Below are 15,735 nucleotides of genomic sequence, written 5' to 3'. Positions count from 1 at the left end.
AGGTCGTAACGGTGATTTTCGGACAGGCAGTTCTCCTGGCTCGGTTCATCGCTCCTCTGCGCCTTCCCAGAAATTTTCCAGTGACGTAACTATGCAGATTCGCTTCCCTTACAGTGGCGGGACCGCGCCGGCTTATACCGGCTTCTCTTTTCAGCGCCATATGGCGCCACCTGTGCCCTCATATGAAATTGTCAATCATGAACTGCTGAAATCACAGAACCTCAGGGAGCAACGTCCTTGCCGCCATCGGCCGCACGCAGCCGGCGATTGATGGACGACAGCCCCTTGTAGATGGTATTGAGGTCAATGTCATCGCTGCGCGTCTCCATGTATTTCTCGAGCTTGCGCTTGACACGCTGCAGGGCATTGTCGATGCTCTTGACATGACGTCCTAGGTCTTCTGCGATTTCCTGATAGGATTTGCCATCAAGATAGCTCATGAGTACCTTCCACTCAAGGTCTGAAAGAATCTCCTCCATCTTTTTCTCGATGTCGACAAATTCCTCCTGACTGATGACAAGTTCCTCAGGGTCCGACACCTTAGCCCCCGAAATGATGTCGAGCAGTGTACGGTCTGAATCCTCGTCGTAAATCGGCTTATTGAGTGAAACGTATGAGTTGAGCGGTATGTGTTTTTGACGGGTCGCCGTCTTGATGGCCGTGATGATCTGACGCGTCACGCAAAGCTCCGCAAAGGCGCGGAACGACGAGAGCTTGTCATCGCGGAAGTCACGAATGGCCTTGTAAAAGCCAATCATGCCCTCCTGCACGATGTCCTCGCGGTCCGCACCGATGAGAAAATACGAACGTGCCTTAGCCCGGACAAAATTCCGGTACTTGTTGATCAGATAATCCAGTGCGACCTTGTTGTTATGTTCCTTGATATCAAGCAGGATTTCTTCGTCCGTCAGATTTTCATATCCACGGTACATGTCCTCCATGATATCCGTGTCTGCTGCTTCTGCCATCGCACTTTCTCCTTTTTTTATGACAAACACGTATCCTTATAAACTTCCCTAAAATCCCTTCATAAATTCGATTATACGCTCTTTCCCCTAAAAGCTCAAGATGAAGCCCGCTTCTTTGCCAGGCGCTGACGCATGGATTCGTACATGAGGATGGAGCCGGCGACCGAGGCATTGAGCGAATTGATGCGGCCGACCATCGGCATGCTGACAATGAAGTCGCAGGCTTCTTTGGTCAAGCGGCTCATGCCCCTGCCCTCGCTGCCGACAACGAGCACGAGCGGGCCCGTGAGGTCGGCCTCATAGTAGGCTTTCTCGCCGTCCATATCGGCACCGGCCACCCAGAAGCCCTTTTCCTTGAGCTTCTTGATGGTCTGCGCGATATTGCCGATGCGGGCCACGGGGACGTATTCAACGGCACCGGCCGAAGTCTTGGCGACCGTGGCATTCAGGGAAACGCTGCGGCGTTTCGGAATCAGGATGCCATGCACGCCGGTCGCATCGGCCGTGCGCAGCAGGGCGCCGAGGTTGTGCGGGTCCTCGAGTTCATCGAGCAGTACGAGAAACGGCGCCTCGCCTTTTTCCTCGGCAGCCTTGAGGATGTCGTCAAGCTCGACATACGGCACCGGCGCCACATAGGCCAAAACGCCCTGATGACGGTGCCCGCCCGCAAGAGCCTCAATTTTCGCGCGTTCGACATACTGCACGACGATGCCGCGCTCTTTGGCGAGGGCGGCAATCTCCGTGATGGAGCCTTCCCTGTCGCCATTGGCAAGCAAAATCTTGTTGATGCCGCGGCCTGCCTTCAAGGCCTCGGTCACGGCGTTGCGTCCGATGAGAACGTCATCCGGCAACTCGCGCGGCTCTTCCCGATGGGGATTCATTGCCTGCTCGGGATTTGACCGGCGCTTTTCTGCCCGCCAATCTTTTGCCGGACGGTCCTCCTGCCTGTGGTTTCTCTCCGGATGCTGAAAGTTATTTTTTCGGCGGCCGCGGCTTTCCTGCGGACGCGGCTTTTTCTTTTCTTCGTATCTGCGTTCTTTTCGTTCCATAGGCCTCAGTCCTTTTCTCTGAGCTTCAGCATCTCAGCCAATTTGCCGCAGGTCATATCGCCTTCCGGGCAGCGGCCCGTATTGACGCAGCTCGCACCGGCATTGTGGAACAGCGTCGGCGCGACTTTCTTGACCTCGGCGAGCATCTTGTACGCCATCTCGCGGATTTCCCACTGCGCGCGGTTGCAGCAGCGCAGATTGAAGAAATGCAGAAGTGACCTGGCATTCATCGTCACGAGGATTTTCGTCTCGGCCGCGTTGGCGAGAACATAGCGCGCATCTTCTTTGGGCACGCCCATCTCCGTGAGCTCGTCATACGTCCTGCGGATTTCTTCCATCAGGGCGTCGTATTTTGCCTTGGCCTCAGGCTTTTCCGCGATGGTCGGCGGCGTGATGTACTTAAAACCATGCGCTGCCACATAGCGCTGCGACTGCTGGTCGTACGACGCGATGCGGTGGCGCACGAGCTGATGCGTCAGCACGCGCGAAACGCCTTCAATGCCAAACGTGAAGGAGACGTGCTCGATGGTCGAAGCATGGCCAAGCTTGACCATCTTGCGGACCATCTCGCGGACCTTTTCATCGCTGAGGCGTTCGGCGAGCTCTTCCGCGCCGACAGGCGAATAGCAGAGACGTGCGGCCATCGCCACAACGCGCTCCGGCTCCGGTGTATAGTCCAAAAGTTTGACTTTAATCATGCCTTGTTCTTCTCCTCCGTCTTTTTGTCATGAATTTCCTGCATCATAGCCTTGCTGATGACCTCAAACGCCGCTTCAGAAACCTCTTCGAGACGCTCGAACTGCTCCGTGAGGTAAAGCGTCCCCAAAAGAGCCTCAAAGCCGGTACTCGAATGATATTCCGCCACGCTCGAGCTGCGCGGTGCGTGGCTCTTGGCGTTGCGTCCGCGGCGGTAAATGGCCTTTTCCTCTTCCGTCAGCATGGATTCAATGCCGAGGTATGCTTTGTGCTGCCAGACGGCCGAGACAATCTGGGCACTGAACGCATGCAGGGCATGAACCTTGGCCTGCTCATATGCCAAGAGACGCGTGCGCACAAACAGATGAAAGACGGCGTCGCCGACGTAGGCGAGCACGAGAGGATTCATCTGCCGGACGTCCGTGCCTTCATAGCGTTTCTTGATGCCGCCGTTTTCGTCCGGCGTGAACATCATATCGACGAGCAGCTTGAACTGCGTGAACTTCATGCCTTTTTCCACCGTACGCCGTTTGGCGTATCCTCAAGCACGACACCGGCGTCTTTGAGGGCATCGCGGATTTTATCGGCCACGGCCCAGTTCTTTTCCCTGCGCGCGTCCTGACGCAGCGTGATGATGATGTCCATGAGCTTATCCGTCAGACCATCGTCGGCGGCTTTGTCCTGCTGCTCGAAGATGCCGATGATCTCGGCCATCTCGGAGTAGACATCGCTGACTTTCTTGAAGTTCTCAGCATCAAAGGCCTTGCCGCCATTCACGACATCCTGGTAGTAGATGTTGATGTCCTTCGACAGCGCAAACATCTGGCTGATGGCCAGAGCCGTATTGAAATCGTCGTCCATGGCTTCGTAGAAGGCTTTTTTGAGCTCTTCTGCTTTCGCTGCGAGCTCTTTGGCCGTATCAGCCGTGCCCTGTTTCTTCAGCAGTTCATCAACATATTCCTTCGTATTCTGCAGGCGGCCGAGGCTCGTCTGTGCTTCCTTGAGGCGTTCATCCGAAAAATCGAGCGGGCTGCGGTAATGCGTCTGCAGGATGAAGAAGCGGATGACTTCACCCGGATATTCCTTGAGGATATCCTTGACCGTGAAGAAATTGTTCTTCGACTTCGACATCTTCTCGTTGTGAATCGTGATGAAGCCGTTGTGCAGCCAGTACTGGGCGAAGCTGTGGTCATCGCCGATGCAGGCCTGCGACTGTGCAATCTCGTTCTCGTGATGCGGGAAAATGAGGTCGCTGCCGCCGCCGTGGAAGTCGAATTTCTCGCCGAGATATTTCAGAGACATCGTCGAACATTCGATGTGCCAGCCCGGTCTGCCCTTGCCCCACGGGCTGTCCCACGAAGGCTCGCCCGGCTTTGCTGCCTTCCAAAGGGCAAAGTCCATCGGATGATGCTTGGCCGTGTTGACCTCGATGCGGGCGCCGGCCTGCATGTCGTCGAGGCTGCGGCCGCTGAGCCGGCCGTAATGCGAGAATTTCTCGACGCTGTAGTAAACATCGCCATTGTCTACGACATAGGCATAGCCCTTGTCGATGAGCTTCTGCACCATGGCGATGATTTCCGGCATCGTCTCGCTGACGCGCGGATAAACATCGGCGTGGCGGACGTTCAGGGCATCCATCGCTTCAAAATAAGCCTTGATATAGCGGTCGGAAATGTCCTTCCACGTCACGCCCTCTTTGTTCGCCGCGTTGATGATCTTGTCATCGACATCCGTGAAATTCTGGATATAGCGGACTTTATAGCCCTTCTTGGCAAAGTAACGGCGAATGACATCCCAGGTCACAAACGGGCGCGCATTGCCGATATGCGGATGGTTGTACGGCGTGACGCCGCAGCAGTAAATGCTGACCTCTCCTTTTTTGAGCGGCTTGAACTCCTCCTTGCGGCGGGTCATCGTATTGTAGACTTTAAGCATGTTCTTTATCCTCCAATCTCTTTTCGAGTTCATCAACTTTCTTTTCGAGCGCCTGAATCTGGCGCATCATGCATTCGCGCATCTCCTCATCGGGGTCCGGCAGCATGTCATGGTCGAGGTCGACATCGAGTTCTTCCTCGATATCATTGATATTATCGTCTGACTCGACAAGGCGCGTGCTGCGCAGGGCCTGACGAAGCTCTTCAGCCGTGTGGACGCGCTTGCCGTGCATGACGACAATGCGTCCCGGAATGCCGACGACCGTTGCATAGGCCGGCACGGGTTTTAAAACGACGGAACCGGCGCCAATCTTGGCGTGGTCACCGACCGTGAAGGAACCGAGGACCTTGGCGCCGGAAGCCACGACGACGTTATTGCCGATAGTCGGATGGCGCTTGCCCTTTTCCTTGCCCGTGCCGCCGAGCGTCACGCCCTGATAGAGCGTGACATTGTTGCCAATCTCGGCCGTCTCGCCGATGACGATGCCCGTGCCATGGTCGATGAACAGGCCCTCGCCAATTGTGGCCCCCGGATGAATCTCAATGCCCGTCAAAAAGCGCGCAAAATTCGAAATCATGCGCGGGATAAGCACCCAGCCCCTTTTGTATAGGGCATGGGAGATGCGGTGAAACCAGATGGCGTGAAGTCCGGAATAACAGAAGAGCACCTCGATGACACTGCGTGCAGCCGGATCGCGCTCAAAAACGACACGGATATCCTTGCGGAGCCGCGAAAAAAAACTCATATTCCTTCCTCCTAGTTCGTACACAGCAAAGGCCCCGCATCTCTCAGAGACGCGGGGCCGTGGTTCCACTCTGGTTAAGGGCCACGCCCTTCACTCAAGAATATAACGCCTTCCTGCGTCAGGACATACTCACATTCAGCCCTGCAGCTCCCGGGTGCATTTCAGGTATTCTCCATAGTCCTCTCACAGCCAACGGGGACCTCTCTGCATGGATACAGGACCTTACTCCTCCCGATCATCACTTTTTCTAATATGGAATTCATTCTATCACAGCTTCTCGATTCCTGCAACCGCATAGGCAGAGATTCCCTGTTCTGCGCCGGTGAAACCAAGCTTTTCCTCCGTCGTCGCCTTGACGTTGACCTCGTCTTCCGCAAGGCCGAGCACACGTGCGATATTCGCGTTCATCTGCGGGATGTAATCCTTCATCTTCGGCTTCTGCGCGACAATCGTCGCATCGACATTGCCGACACGATAGCCCTTTTCCTGCAGCAGACGGCCGACTTCTTCAAGAAGTTTGAGACTGTCCGCGCCCTCATAGCGCGGGTCCGTGTCGGGAAAATGGCGGCCGATGTCGCCAAGGGCAGCAGCGCCTAAAAGTGCATCTGAAATGGCGTGCAGCAGAACGTCGGCATCGGAATGGCCGAGAAGACCAAGTGTATGCGGAATCTCCACGCCGCCGATGATGAGCCTGCGGCCCGTGACGAGGCGGTGGACATCATAGCCCATACCAAAACGCGTCATGTGCAATCAATCCTTTCCATGCAAGAAATCATGTACCTTGGCGGCGGCATCCTGCATCGTATCGTGCAGGCTCCTTTTCTGCCGCAGAAAAGCTTCGGCCACAACGAGGTCCTCAGGCGTCGTGATTTTGATGTTCTGATACGAATCCATGACGACATGGACCTTGGCACCATAGTGTTCCACAAGGCTCGCGTCATCCGTACCGAGGAAGCTGTCTTTTTCCGCCTTTTCGTTGGCGGCCATTAACAGGCTGCGCTGAAAGCCCTGCGGCGTCTGTACAGCCCAGAGTTTGGCACGTTCAGGCGTCGAGACCACCACACCATCTTCCACGATCTTGACGGTATTTTTCTCGGGCACAGCCGCAATGGCAGCCCCGTATTCCTTTGCCGCCGCAATGACGTCTTCTATCGTCTTGCGTGAGACAAGCGGACGCGCCGCATCGTGAACAAGCACGACATCGGCGTCCGCAGACGAAGCCTCCAGGCCGTTCCAAACAGAATACTGCCGTTCACTGCCGCCGGTCACGACTTTCACGGCAGGCAGGCCCGGCAGATGCTGCAGGGAACGTCTGAGAGCGGCCACTTCGTCTTTGCCTGTCACGACAATGAGCTCCCCGACCTCCGGCACCGCCGCAAAGGCCCTGAGCGTATGGTAAAGAATGGGCTTGCCCAGAAGGCTCAGGAATACTTTATTGACTCCCGCCTGCATGCGCTTGCCGCGCCCTGCAGCGGGCAGGATGACACTGACCAAGATATTTCTTCCTTTCCACGTTTCCGTTTCTGCGCATCAATGGGCCGGTTTAGCAAAAATCATGCGGCCGGCCGCCGTCTGCAGGGCAGAAGTGACTTCGACCGTGATGCTTTCATTCATATGATGGTAACCGTTCTCGACAACGATCATCGTGCCGTCGTCGAGGTAGGCCACACCCTGTCCAAGTTCCTTGCCCGACTTGACAATCGTCACGCGCATCGTCTCGCCCGGAATGACCACAGGCTTTACGGCGTTTGAAAGCTCATTGATATTGAGGACTTCGACGCCGCGCAGCTGGGCGACCTTGTTGAGGTTGTAGTCATTCGTGATAATCTTGCCGCCGACCTGCTGGCCAAGGCGCACAAGCTTCGAATCGACTTCGGCAATATCATCAAAATCGACATTTGTAACCTCGACTTTGACCTTCTTGCTCTGACGGATGCGCTGCAGGATATCGAGTCCGCGGCGGCCGCGCGTGCGCTTTAACGCATCGGCAGAATCCGCGATATGCTGGAGTTCTTCGAGCACGAAGACCGGAAGCAGCAGCGTCCCTTCGATAAAGCCCGTATCGCAGATATCGGCGATGCGGCCGTCGATGATGACGCTCGTATCGAGCAGCTTGTAGTATTTGGGAGCTGCCGATGCATCCTGCGGCTTCACGGGGACAGCAGCTGCCTTTTCCGCGGTATTCGCCTGTGCCTGCTGTGCGCGCATTTCCCGCATCTTCGTGAATTCCTTCATAAAGCGCGGCACAAAGTCAAAAAGGCCCGTGAGCTCCTGACGCTTGCGTATGGTAATCGTGATACCAAGATAACCGAAAACAATGCTGAAAATGACGGGAATATAATCTCCGACGACCGGAATCTTCGCAAAGGAATAGCCAAGCAGATTGGCAATAATAAGTCCGACAGCGAGGCCAATGGCACCGGCGATGACATCATGAATTGGCATCTTGTTCAGCTGCACTTCAACCCAGCTCGAAAAACGCTTGAGCCGGCCTATGAGATACGGCGACACCAGATAGCCGATAATACCGCCAAGGATGGCACCTAAGAGGATGCAAATAAGACTTCCCACCGTAATCCTGACAACGCCCATCTCCATTTTGAAGATTTCCGTACCAACGTACATCGTCAAGACAGGACTGGCGAGGTCCAGAAGTGCACCTCCGGCAATCGCTAAAAATAACGTGATAAAAAAACGTAAGACACGATCCAGCATGTTTTCACCTCCTTAATAAAAAAGACAAAAAGAAAAGTCCGAACAGAATCAGTATACTCTACTCTGCTTGGACTTGTCAAAAGTCGTTTTCTCATTTTGCTTTGTTTCGTTATTTTTTTCCCTACCAACCCGGCTTCAATGCGCAAAGGCATTTTCTGCCAATACCGAAGAAAGCCAATGCTCGACTTCCTTTGGCGTTTTATTGCAGGCATAAACAAGTTCGCTGACAAGGATCTGTTTTGCCAGGTCCAAAAGGCGCCGTTCACCGGAAGAAATATGACGGCGGCGGTCCTGCAGGATGAGATTGCGCGCGACTGCAGCAACATCGCAGATATCGCCGCTTTTCATGCGGTCCAGGTTCGCATGGAAGCGTTTATTCCAGCTGCCCTTTGGTTTTTCCGGCTTCTCCTCCAGCACTTCGCGCACCTGCTCTACCTTATTTTCCGGAATGACATCGCGGAGTCCGACATGGTCGGCATTGTCCGTCGGGATCATGACCTTCATGTTGCCAAGCGGCATTTCAAGAACGTAGTATGACTTGCCCTCGCCGAGGACTTCACAATTCTCGATGCCAGCAATCACCCCGGCACCATGCATCGGATAGACGACCTTATCTCCTATCTGTAACAAGAACACCCCTCCTCTACACACGAGCCAACCACCTGTCAAGTCCATGACATTTACATATTTATTCTAGCATAATTCCGTAAAAAAGTAAAATTTTAATTTTATCACAACGCATAGGCAGAGTCAATATAAAATATCATAAAAAAAAGGAGACTGACGCCTTCTGCGTGAGTCTCCTTTGCATTTTTGTATGTTCTCAGACCGCTTCCGCTAAGTCTCAACGCACAAAAACGACGTTCGTGCGGTCAAGGAAGCCCGTGGCACCATTTTCAATCAGGACACGGTTGGCATCTGCGACCGAAAGAATCGGATTGCCATTGTGGTTGTCGAGTCCGACAGCCTTGACAATCAGAGGATTCTGGCCTGCGCGGGCTGCTTTGTTGATATCCGTCGTGTAGCTGGCCATGCCATTCTTGATGACCGTAGCCGAATCGAGGTTCTTATAGCCATAGATGGGTTCCCCGTTCGCATTCTTGATGACAGGGGACATGACCGGCTTGAGACCAAGTCCGCGGCAGTCCACGATCAGGCCCGTATAACCGCCAATGGCTTTGCCGGCCGGAGCGGCTGCTGCCGAAGAGCCCAGCACGGACGGCGTGCCCGTCGTTGCAGCCGTCGTGCCCGGCGTCACCTGCACATTGACCTGTACGGAAGACGGCGTGCTTGCCGGCACGGAAGCATCCGGAGCAGGGAAGGACGTCTGCGTGGTATTTGGCGTCAAAACAGCCCCGGCGAGGGAGTTTGAGGCACCAAAGACCGACATCTCCATTGTCACGGTGTAGCCGCCGCCCTCAACGGCCTGCTCCGAAACGATGCGTGCGCCCTGAATCAGGGCCGTAACTTTTGTCCTTGTGACGTCACTCGTCACCATCATATTCTCGACCGTCGTCTCGGAATCGACATTGACGCCCTTGACGAGCTCAGCGAGCTGACGGTAGGCGTCGACCACAGCCGCACGGCGTGCGAGCATGCGGGCCTGAATGGAATTGACGGCAGTCGTCGGTGCTACGCCCATGCCCTGCACCGTAAGTTTGCTGTCACCGCTCCAGTCCATGCCGGTTCCTGCCGCAAAGGCACTGGCAGCCGACATGATGACCATGGTCATGGCCAGAAGACACGCGGTCAGCAACTTGGAAATATGTTTCTTCATCCTACTTCCTCCCCCTGTATCAAAAGGTTAAAGATTTTATTATGAAGTGAGCATACACCCACTATCTTAAGATTTCCCCAAAAAACAAAAATTATTTTACCACATCAACCAATAATTTGACAAGGCCGTCTCATTCCGCCTTTGTTGCACGCATAAAGAGCTGCATGAGCTGTGCCTTCGGGTCTTTATGCTCGTGGATAATCGCATAGACCGTCGCACAGATCGGCAGTTCCACATGGAATTCACGCGAAAGGTCCATGAGAGCTTCCACTGTGTAGACTCCTTCTGCCAATTTCGTAAAGGGTTTACCGGTGATGAGGTCCTCACCGAAGCGGCGGTTGTTGCTGTGCGGCGAAAAAAGCGTCGCTTCATAATCCCCGAGATGAGAAAGGCCGTAAACCGTCATGCGGTCGCCGCCCATTGCCTCAATCAGTCGCGAGAGTTCATGTGTGCCGCGGGCCATCAGTGCGCCCTTGAGACTGCTGTAGCCAAAGCCGTCGAGCATGCCCGCAGCCAGGCCGATGACATTCTTCGAAGCAGCGCCGATTTCCGTGCCCAGCAGGTCCTCTCCATAATAGAAGCGAATCAAGGGACTCGAAAAAGCTTCGACGAGCTCTTTTGTCAGCTGCATCTCACGCGCAGCGATGACCATGCAGTTCGGGATGCCGCGCACAAAGTCCTGCACATGGCCGGGCCCGACCCAGACGGCCACGCGCACCGCAGAGCCCATTTCTTCGTAAAAGACCGTCGTCAGGCGCTTGCCCGTGCCAATCTCCAGCCCCTTCATGCAGAGAACAAAGCGTTTTTCTGCAAGACTGCAGTCAAGGGCCTGCAAATCGCGGCAGAACGAACGAAGCTGCTGTGAGCTGATGGAAATGATGATGATATCGGCCGTCATAACAGCGCTTTTGAGGTCGTCCGTCAGCTTGACTGCATCCGGTAATGTCAGATACTCATTTTTTCTCGTTTCCTTGAGTGCCTCGAGATGTTTCGAGCCCGGACGTCCCCAAAGGGTCACGTCATGACCGATGTGATTGGCATACCAGGCATGGAACGTTCCCCAGCGTCCGCAGCCGAGTACGGAAATATTCATGCAGATACCTCCACTTTGGCCCCCGTGAGGTCACGCACGACTTCGCCGGCAATGATGAGGCCGACGACAGACGGCACGAACGAGATGCTGCCCGGCACGGCACGGCGCATATCGCAGTTGCGCGCACTGCCCGGCGGGCAGATGCAGTTCTTGCCGCAGCCGCTCTGGCGGACCCGCAGGGGTTTTTCCTTTGAATAAACAACCTTGAGTTTCTTAACGCGGTTTTCCTTGAGCTTTTTGCGCATGACGCGCGCGAGAGGGTCGACGCTCGTCTTGTAGATATCCGTGACCTCGAACTTCGTCGGGTCAAGCTTGTTGCCGGCTCCCATACTGCAGATAATCGGAATATGGCGGTCGCGGCACTGCAGGACAAGGTCAATCTTGCCCGTCACGGTATCGATGGCATCGACAACATAGTCGTAATGACCGACAAAGAACTTATCGGCATTTTCCGGCAGGTAAAAATCCTCGATGGTATCGACCACAGCCTTCGGATTGATATCGAGGATGCGCTCTTTCATCGTCTCCGTCTTCTTTTTGCCGACCGTCTTGGACGTCGCATGAATCTGGCGGTTGATATTCGTCAGGCAGATGAGGTCATTGTCAATGAGGACAAGATGACCGACACCGGCACGCGCCAGCCCTTCCGCTACAAAGGAGCCGACCCCTCCCACGCCGAAAATAGCGACCGTACTGTTTGCAAGTTTTTCCATGCCAGCTTCGCCAAGCAGCAGTTCCGTGCGGGAAAAACGACCTAATTTACTCAAGATATCTGTTCCTTTCTATGCACTATGCACTATGCATTGATGCAGTCTCGTTATTTCTCGTCCTTATCGTCAGGTGCCAGACGGAACGCGGGAATGGCAAAAGCCCCCTGCGGCTTTGTCTGTGCTGCCGGACGATTTCCCACAGGAGCCTGCTGCGTCATAAAACGCGGCGGCTCCAGCGTAAACGAGTCTTTCTTCGGCTGCGGCGCTGCCTGCTCTGCAGCCGGCTTTTGCGTCTTTTCTTCCTGTCTGCCCGCGCCCGTTCCCTTGAGCATGACACCATCCGTGAAGTCCGTCGCGATGATCGTCGCGCGCACATCGCCATTCAGCGAGTTGTCAATGACCGTGCCGAGGATGATGTTGACTTCAGGGTCCGTATGCTCATAAATGTAGCGCGTCGCTTCATCGACGTCGTAAAGGCTCAGCGTCTTATCGCCCGTAAGATTCAGGATAATGCCGCGCGCTCCTTCAAGGCTCTTGCTGATGAGCGGGCTGTCAACGGCCTGCTGCACGGCTTCCACGGCACTGCGCGAACTGCGGCCAATGCCGAGCAGGGCATCGCTCGACGCGCTCTGACGGAAAATCGTTGTGACATCGGCAAAGTCGACATTGATGACACCCGTCGTCAGGATGAGCTCTGCAATGCAGTTAATGGCCTGCTGCAGGATATCATCGGCACACGAGAAAGCCTTAACCAGCGTCATATGGCGGTTCTCGGGCAGCTTCATTAAATTGTCGTTGGCCACGAGAATCAGGGCGTCCATTTGTGCCTGCATTTTCGCGAGGCCTTCATTGGCCAGACGTTTCTTGCGGCTGCCTTCAAAGCTGAACGGCTGCGTGACGACGCCGACCGACAGCGTGCCGAGGTCGTGGGCAATCTTGGCCACGACGGGGGCTGCTCCTGTACCCGTGCCGCCGCCGAGACCGGCCGTGACAAAGACGAGGTCTGCACCGGACATGGCATCGCGGATTTTTTCCGAGGCATCGAGAGCTGCCTTCTCGCCAAGCGCGATATTGCCGCCCGTGCCGCGTCCTTTTGTCAAATCCTCACCAATCTGCAGTGTTTCCACGCCGGCTTCCGCCACGCGTGCAAGCTGCTTGGCATCCGTATTGACGGCAATCAGGTCAATGTCGAGATCCTTATGACGGCCCATACGCATGAGTACGCTGTTGCCGCCGCCGCCGACACCAAATACTTTGATTTTTACTTTTGGCTTTATGATTAACGTTTCTTCTGCTGCCATGCGCTTTTACCCCTCTCGAATCAGAATCTCTGGGAAATATTTCGCCATTCAAAAAACAATTTCCTGCTCCTGCCGCGAATTTCGCAGGCTTCCATTCATCGAAAAGAGCAGGGCTGCCACCAGCAGCTCTGCTCTTTTATCCGACGGACTCCTATAGCAAATCAATGGAAGAGAAGTACAGCCGCACAGGCCAGAACAATCTTCAAGCTATCGAGCTTCACGTAAAAACACTTCCTTGTTATATTCCATCTAAATTTTATGATTTCTGCAGTCATATTACCAGCTGCTATTAATACGATTATACAATGATGCCGTACCTTTTTCAAGACATACGGCGGCGATCCTTGAGAAGCGGCCGAATCTGCGTGATAATCATACCGGACAGCATCAAAACGCAGCCCATGATCTGGGCAATGGTCATCTGTTCACCGAGCAGCAGCCAGCTCGAAAGCACGCCAAAGACGGCCTCAAAACTCATGATAATCGCAGCCTGCCCCGGCTCTGCGTACTGCTGGCCGAGAATCTGCAGCGTGAACGCCACACCCGCTGACATGACGCCGCCGTAAAAAATGGCAAACCAGGCACTAAAGATCGGCTGCACGGCAATGGTCTCAAAAAGCAGCGCCGCGACGAGACTTCCCGCCGCACAGACGCCTACCTGTGTCGTCGAAAGTTCAATCGGGTCAACGAGACTGGCAAACCGGTCAATAAAGAGAATATGACCGGTCCAAAAGAAGGCACTGATCAAGACGAGCCCATCGCCAAAACTCAGGGATACTTCACCGTGTATCGAAAGAAAATAAAGACCGGCCAAAGCCAAAAAAGCACCAATCCAGTTCTCAATATGGATGCGCTTGCCAAGAAGCACGGCCCCGAGCGGCACCAGGATAATGTAGAGTGCCGTAATGAACGCCGTCTTGCCCGCCGTCGTATAAAGCATGGCTACCTGCTGCAGCGAAGTCGCCACGAACATGATGCAGCCGGCGCCAAGGCCTGCCTTCCAGCCGGCATGGTATGTCCCGGCACGCTTGGCCGTCTCACGCGGCCCCTTCCAGGTGTACCAGAGCCCGACAAGAAAGAGAAAGCCCAGAATATAGCGCGCAGCCGCATACGTAAAAGGGCCTAGTCCATCCATGCCGACCATCTGCGCGACAAAAGTCGTGCCCCAGATAAACGCCGCTAAGAGCAGCATGAGATTCCCACGAAGATGCATAAAGTCCCCCTGTTATAATGAATGAAGCAAATAAAGCGTCAAAAAACAGGTATGCAATGCATACCTGTTTGTATTTTACGATGTTTGTGCGCCTCAGGCAAGTCCCGTAATCATGTAGAACAAGATGCAGAGGAACGGCACGAAGAACTTGAGTCCCATGATGACCGCGATATCGAAATACGAATCGTGATGCGTAAGTCCGCAGATCGCAAGCAGCGTAACGAGGGCGCCGCAGTGCGGGACCGGGTCAATACCGACCGAAGCGATGGCCACGATGCGGTGCAGAACCTCAAGCGGAATGCCCGCAGCCTGGGCCATGGCAGCCCACTGGTCACCGAGCATCGAAAGGGCAATCGTCAAACCGCCCGAAGCAGAACCCGTGATGCCGGCCATGATATTCGTCGTAATGACGGCCGAGAGCAGTGGGCCGAACGAATCCGCAATGCCGATGAGGGCCTGCGTAACCGGCACAAAGCCCGGCAGAGCCGTGATGACACAGCCAAACGCGTAGCCGGAAGCGACGTTCAGGACGGCCGTAGCCGAAGAAATGGCTGCGTAGTTGATCGGTGCGAGGAAGCCATCCATGACCATGAAGCGCTTGCGGCCAATGAAAGCCGCTGCGATACTGCTCAGGATGAGCGCTACCGTAATCGACCAGATGGCCGAGACCTTGCCGACATTTGCTGCGAGCAGACTGAGCTTCAACGGCAGGAACGCCTCGAGTGCATTTGCATCCCAGTGGAAGCCCCACGACCATTTAAACGGATTCGAAAGGATGATGTTGATGACGATAACCATCACGAGAGGCAGGAGGGCCCAGTACCACGGAATATGGATTTTCGGACTCGGCTTGTGATGAGGAGCTCCCTCAAGATGACGGCCATAGCCTTCGCCGCGTGCCTTCAGGATTTTTGCACGGCGCGTCACCCAGCCCCAGCCGATCAGCAGGAACAGAAAAGACGCGAACAGGCCGATGATTGGTGCCGACCATGTGCTCGTGGAAAAATACGAGGACGGAATGATGTTCTGGATCTGCGGCGTGCCCGGCAGAGCGACCATTGCGAAAGAAAAGATACCGACCCAGAGTGTTGCTGGCAAAAGGCGTTTTGGGATGTCCGCCTTGCGGAAGACGACAGCGCCGAACGGATACATGACGAATGCGACGACAAAAACCGAAAGGCCGCCATACGTCAGGGCACCGCAGCCCAGAAGGACTGCCAGCACAGCACGCTTCTCGCCGAGAACATCGACAATTTTTGCTGCTACAGAAGAAGCCAGACCACCTTTTTCCATCAGGCGTGCAAACACAGCGCCAAATAAGAAAATCGGATAATATGACTTTGTATACTCAGCCATACGTGTCATATAGAGCTCACTGTACGTAGGCAAAACGCCAAAGATACTGGCAAGCGCTGCGACACCAGCAAAGATTGGTGCAATCAGAATGATTGACCAGCCGCGGTAAGCAAAATACATGAGACCGACAAGGGCCACCGCGATACATATTCCTTCTAACAGATGGATCGTCCCCTT

The 15,735-nt window shown here is 54.7% G+C and carries 16 protein-coding genes, 1 riboswitch and 1 other annotated feature; all 16 genes read right to left on the bottom strand.

The window, feature by feature from the left end; genetic code table 11:
- Window positions 1–8 precede the first annotated feature (8 nt).
- Window positions 9–189, bottom strand: a riboswitch (cobalamin riboswitch).
- A 32-nt stretch (window positions 190–221) separates the two neighbouring features.
- Window positions 222–968 (bottom strand): RNA polymerase sporulation sigma factor SigH, encoded by a 747-nt coding sequence (gene sigH, locus ACI4OH_RS02960; protein ID WP_295630518.1) that lies wholly within the window; start codon window positions 966–968, stop codon window positions 222–224.
- 95 nt (window positions 969–1,063) lie between these two features.
- Complete coding sequence (gene rlmB, locus ACI4OH_RS02955) at window positions 1,064–1,849, bottom strand: 23S rRNA (guanosine(2251)-2'-O)-methyltransferase RlmB (protein WP_435720971.1); 786 nt, start codon at window positions 1,847–1,849, stop codon at window positions 1,064–1,066.
- A 173-nt stretch (window positions 1,850–2,022) separates the two neighbouring features.
- On the bottom strand, window positions 2,023–2,715 hold the full coding sequence (thyX, locus tag ACI4OH_RS02950) for an FAD-dependent thymidylate synthase (RefSeq protein WP_295630521.1): 693 nt from the start codon (window positions 2,713–2,715) through the stop codon (window positions 2,023–2,025).
- A complete protein-coding gene (locus ACI4OH_RS02945; RefSeq protein ID WP_295712542.1) occupies window positions 2,712–3,221 on the bottom strand; it encodes a Mini-ribonuclease 3 in 510 nt (169 codons plus the stop codon). The genes thyX and ACI4OH_RS02945 overlap by 4 nt, the downstream gene beginning before the upstream one ends.
- Window positions 3,218–4,648, bottom strand: coding sequence for a cysteine--tRNA ligase (gene cysS / locus ACI4OH_RS02940; RefSeq protein WP_435720791.1), 1,431 nt, complete (start codon window positions 4,646–4,648; stop codon window positions 3,218–3,220). Before cysS ends, ACI4OH_RS02945 begins: the two co-directional genes overlap by 4 nt.
- Window positions 4,641–5,393, bottom strand: a complete 753-nt coding sequence (gene cysE, locus ACI4OH_RS02935; protein ID WP_432646750.1) for a serine O-acetyltransferase — start codon at window positions 5,391–5,393, stop codon at window positions 4,641–4,643. Before cysE ends, cysS begins: the two co-directional genes overlap by 8 nt.
- 42 nt (window positions 5,394–5,435) lie before the next feature.
- Window positions 5,436–5,641, bottom strand: a binding site (T-box leader).
- Between the two features lie 19 nt (window positions 5,642–5,660).
- Window positions 5,661–6,137 carry a 2-C-methyl-D-erythritol 2,4-cyclodiphosphate synthase gene (ispF, locus tag ACI4OH_RS02930; protein WP_439784135.1) on the bottom strand — a complete coding sequence of 159 codons (477 nt, stop codon included), beginning with the start codon at window positions 6,135–6,137 and terminating at the stop codon, window positions 5,661–5,663.
- A gap of 6 nt (window positions 6,138–6,143) precedes the next feature.
- Window positions 6,144–6,887, bottom strand: coding sequence for a 2-C-methyl-D-erythritol 4-phosphate cytidylyltransferase (gene ispD, locus ACI4OH_RS02925; protein WP_439784134.1), 744 nt, complete (start codon window positions 6,885–6,887; stop codon window positions 6,144–6,146).
- Window positions 6,888–6,923: 36 nt separating this feature from the next.
- Entirely contained in the window at window positions 6,924–8,108 is a 1,185-nt protein-coding gene (locus ACI4OH_RS02920) for a PIN/TRAM domain-containing protein (protein ID WP_439784133.1), read from the bottom strand.
- Window positions 8,109–8,243: 135 nt separating this feature from the next.
- Window positions 8,244–8,738, bottom strand: a complete 495-nt coding sequence (locus ACI4OH_RS02915; RefSeq protein ID WP_432646746.1) for a CarD family transcriptional regulator — start codon at window positions 8,736–8,738, stop codon at window positions 8,244–8,246.
- 214 nt (window positions 8,739–8,952) lie between these two features.
- The gene (locus ACI4OH_RS02910; protein WP_435720795.1) at window positions 8,953–9,885 is read right to left on the bottom strand and encodes an LPP20 family lipoprotein; all 933 of its coding nucleotides are present in this window, start codon (window positions 9,883–9,885) and stop codon (window positions 8,953–8,955) included.
- Between the two features lie 130 nt (window positions 9,886–10,015).
- Window positions 10,016–10,978, bottom strand: coding sequence for an NAD(P)H-dependent glycerol-3-phosphate dehydrogenase (locus tag ACI4OH_RS02905; RefSeq protein WP_439784132.1), 963 nt, complete (start codon window positions 10,976–10,978; stop codon window positions 10,016–10,018).
- Complete coding sequence (locus ACI4OH_RS02900; RefSeq protein WP_432646773.1) at window positions 10,975–11,691, bottom strand: tRNA threonylcarbamoyladenosine dehydratase; 717 nt, start codon at window positions 11,689–11,691, stop codon at window positions 10,975–10,977. Before ACI4OH_RS02900 ends, ACI4OH_RS02905 begins: the two co-directional genes overlap by 4 nt.
- A 104-nt stretch (window positions 11,692–11,795) precedes the next feature.
- Window positions 11,796–12,989, bottom strand: a complete 1,194-nt coding sequence (gene ftsZ / locus ACI4OH_RS02895; protein ID WP_439784131.1) for a cell division protein FtsZ — start codon at window positions 12,987–12,989, stop codon at window positions 11,796–11,798.
- Between the two features lie 322 nt (window positions 12,990–13,311).
- Window positions 13,312–14,202, bottom strand: coding sequence for a DMT family transporter (locus tag ACI4OH_RS02890; protein ID WP_439784130.1), 891 nt, complete (start codon window positions 14,200–14,202; stop codon window positions 13,312–13,314).
- Window positions 14,203–14,295: 93 nt separating this feature from the next.
- Window positions 14,296–15,678, bottom strand: a complete 1,383-nt coding sequence (locus tag ACI4OH_RS02885) for a GntP family permease (protein ID WP_435720972.1) — start codon at window positions 15,676–15,678, stop codon at window positions 14,296–14,298.
- Window positions 15,679–15,735 lie beyond the last annotated feature (57 nt).

This window comes from Mitsuokella apri (assembly GCF_051886055.1).
GTDB lineage: Bacteria > Bacillota > Negativicutes > Selenomonadales > Selenomonadaceae > Mitsuokella.
Note: the sequence above shows the minus strand (reverse complement) of the source record. Positions and strands in the feature narration are given on the sequence as shown.

What these genes read in the sequence shown, in the direction of transcription:
- ACI4OH_RS02920 (WP_439784133.1), bottom strand. Translation starts at nt 8,108, where the DNA reads ATGCTGGATCGTGTCTTACGTTTTTTTATCACGTTATTTTTAGCGATT.
- ftsZ (WP_439784131.1), bottom strand. Translation starts at nt 12,989, where the DNA reads ATGGCAGCAGAAGAAACGTTAATCATAAAGCCAAAAGTAAAAATCAAA.
- ACI4OH_RS02885 (WP_435720972.1), bottom strand. Translation starts at nt 15,678, where the DNA reads ATGTATTTTGCTTACCGCGGCTGGTCAATCATTCTGATTGCACCAATC.
- ACI4OH_RS02910 (WP_435720795.1), bottom strand. Translation starts at nt 9,885, where the DNA reads ATGAAGAAACATATTTCCAAGTTGCTGACCGCGTGTCTTCTGGCCATG.
- ACI4OH_RS02945 (WP_295712542.1), bottom strand. Translation starts at nt 3,221, where the DNA reads ATGAAGTTCACGCAGTTCAAGCTGCTCGTCGATATGATGTTCACGCCG.
- cysE (WP_432646750.1), bottom strand. Translation starts at nt 5,393, where the DNA reads ATGAGTTTTTTTTCGCGGCTCCGCAAGGATATCCGTGTCGTTTTTGAG.
- ACI4OH_RS02890 (WP_439784130.1), bottom strand. Translation starts at nt 14,202, where the DNA reads ATGCATCTTCGTGGGAATCTCATGCTGCTCTTAGCGGCGTTTATCTGG.
- ACI4OH_RS02900 (WP_432646773.1), bottom strand. Translation starts at nt 11,691, where the DNA reads ATGGAAAAACTTGCAAACAGTACGGTCGCTATTTTCGGCGTGGGAGGG.
- cysS (WP_435720791.1), bottom strand. Translation starts at nt 4,648, where the DNA reads ATGCTTAAAGTCTACAATACGATGACCCGCCGCAAGGAGGAGTTCAAG.
- ispF (WP_439784135.1), bottom strand. Translation starts at nt 6,137, where the DNA reads ATGACGCGTTTTGGTATGGGCTATGATGTCCACCGCCTCGTCACGGGC.
- sigH (WP_295630518.1), bottom strand. Translation starts at nt 968, where the DNA reads ATGGCAGAAGCAGCAGACACGGATATCATGGAGGACATGTACCGTGGA.
- ACI4OH_RS02905 (WP_439784132.1), bottom strand. Translation starts at nt 10,978, where the DNA reads ATGAATATTTCCGTACTCGGCTGCGGACGCTGGGGAACGTTCCATGCC.
- thyX (WP_295630521.1), bottom strand. Translation starts at nt 2,715, where the DNA reads ATGATTAAAGTCAAACTTTTGGACTATACACCGGAGCCGGAGCGCGTT.
- rlmB (WP_435720971.1), bottom strand. Translation starts at nt 1,849, where the DNA reads ATGAATCCCCATCGGGAAGAGCCGCGCGAGTTGCCGGATGACGTTCTC.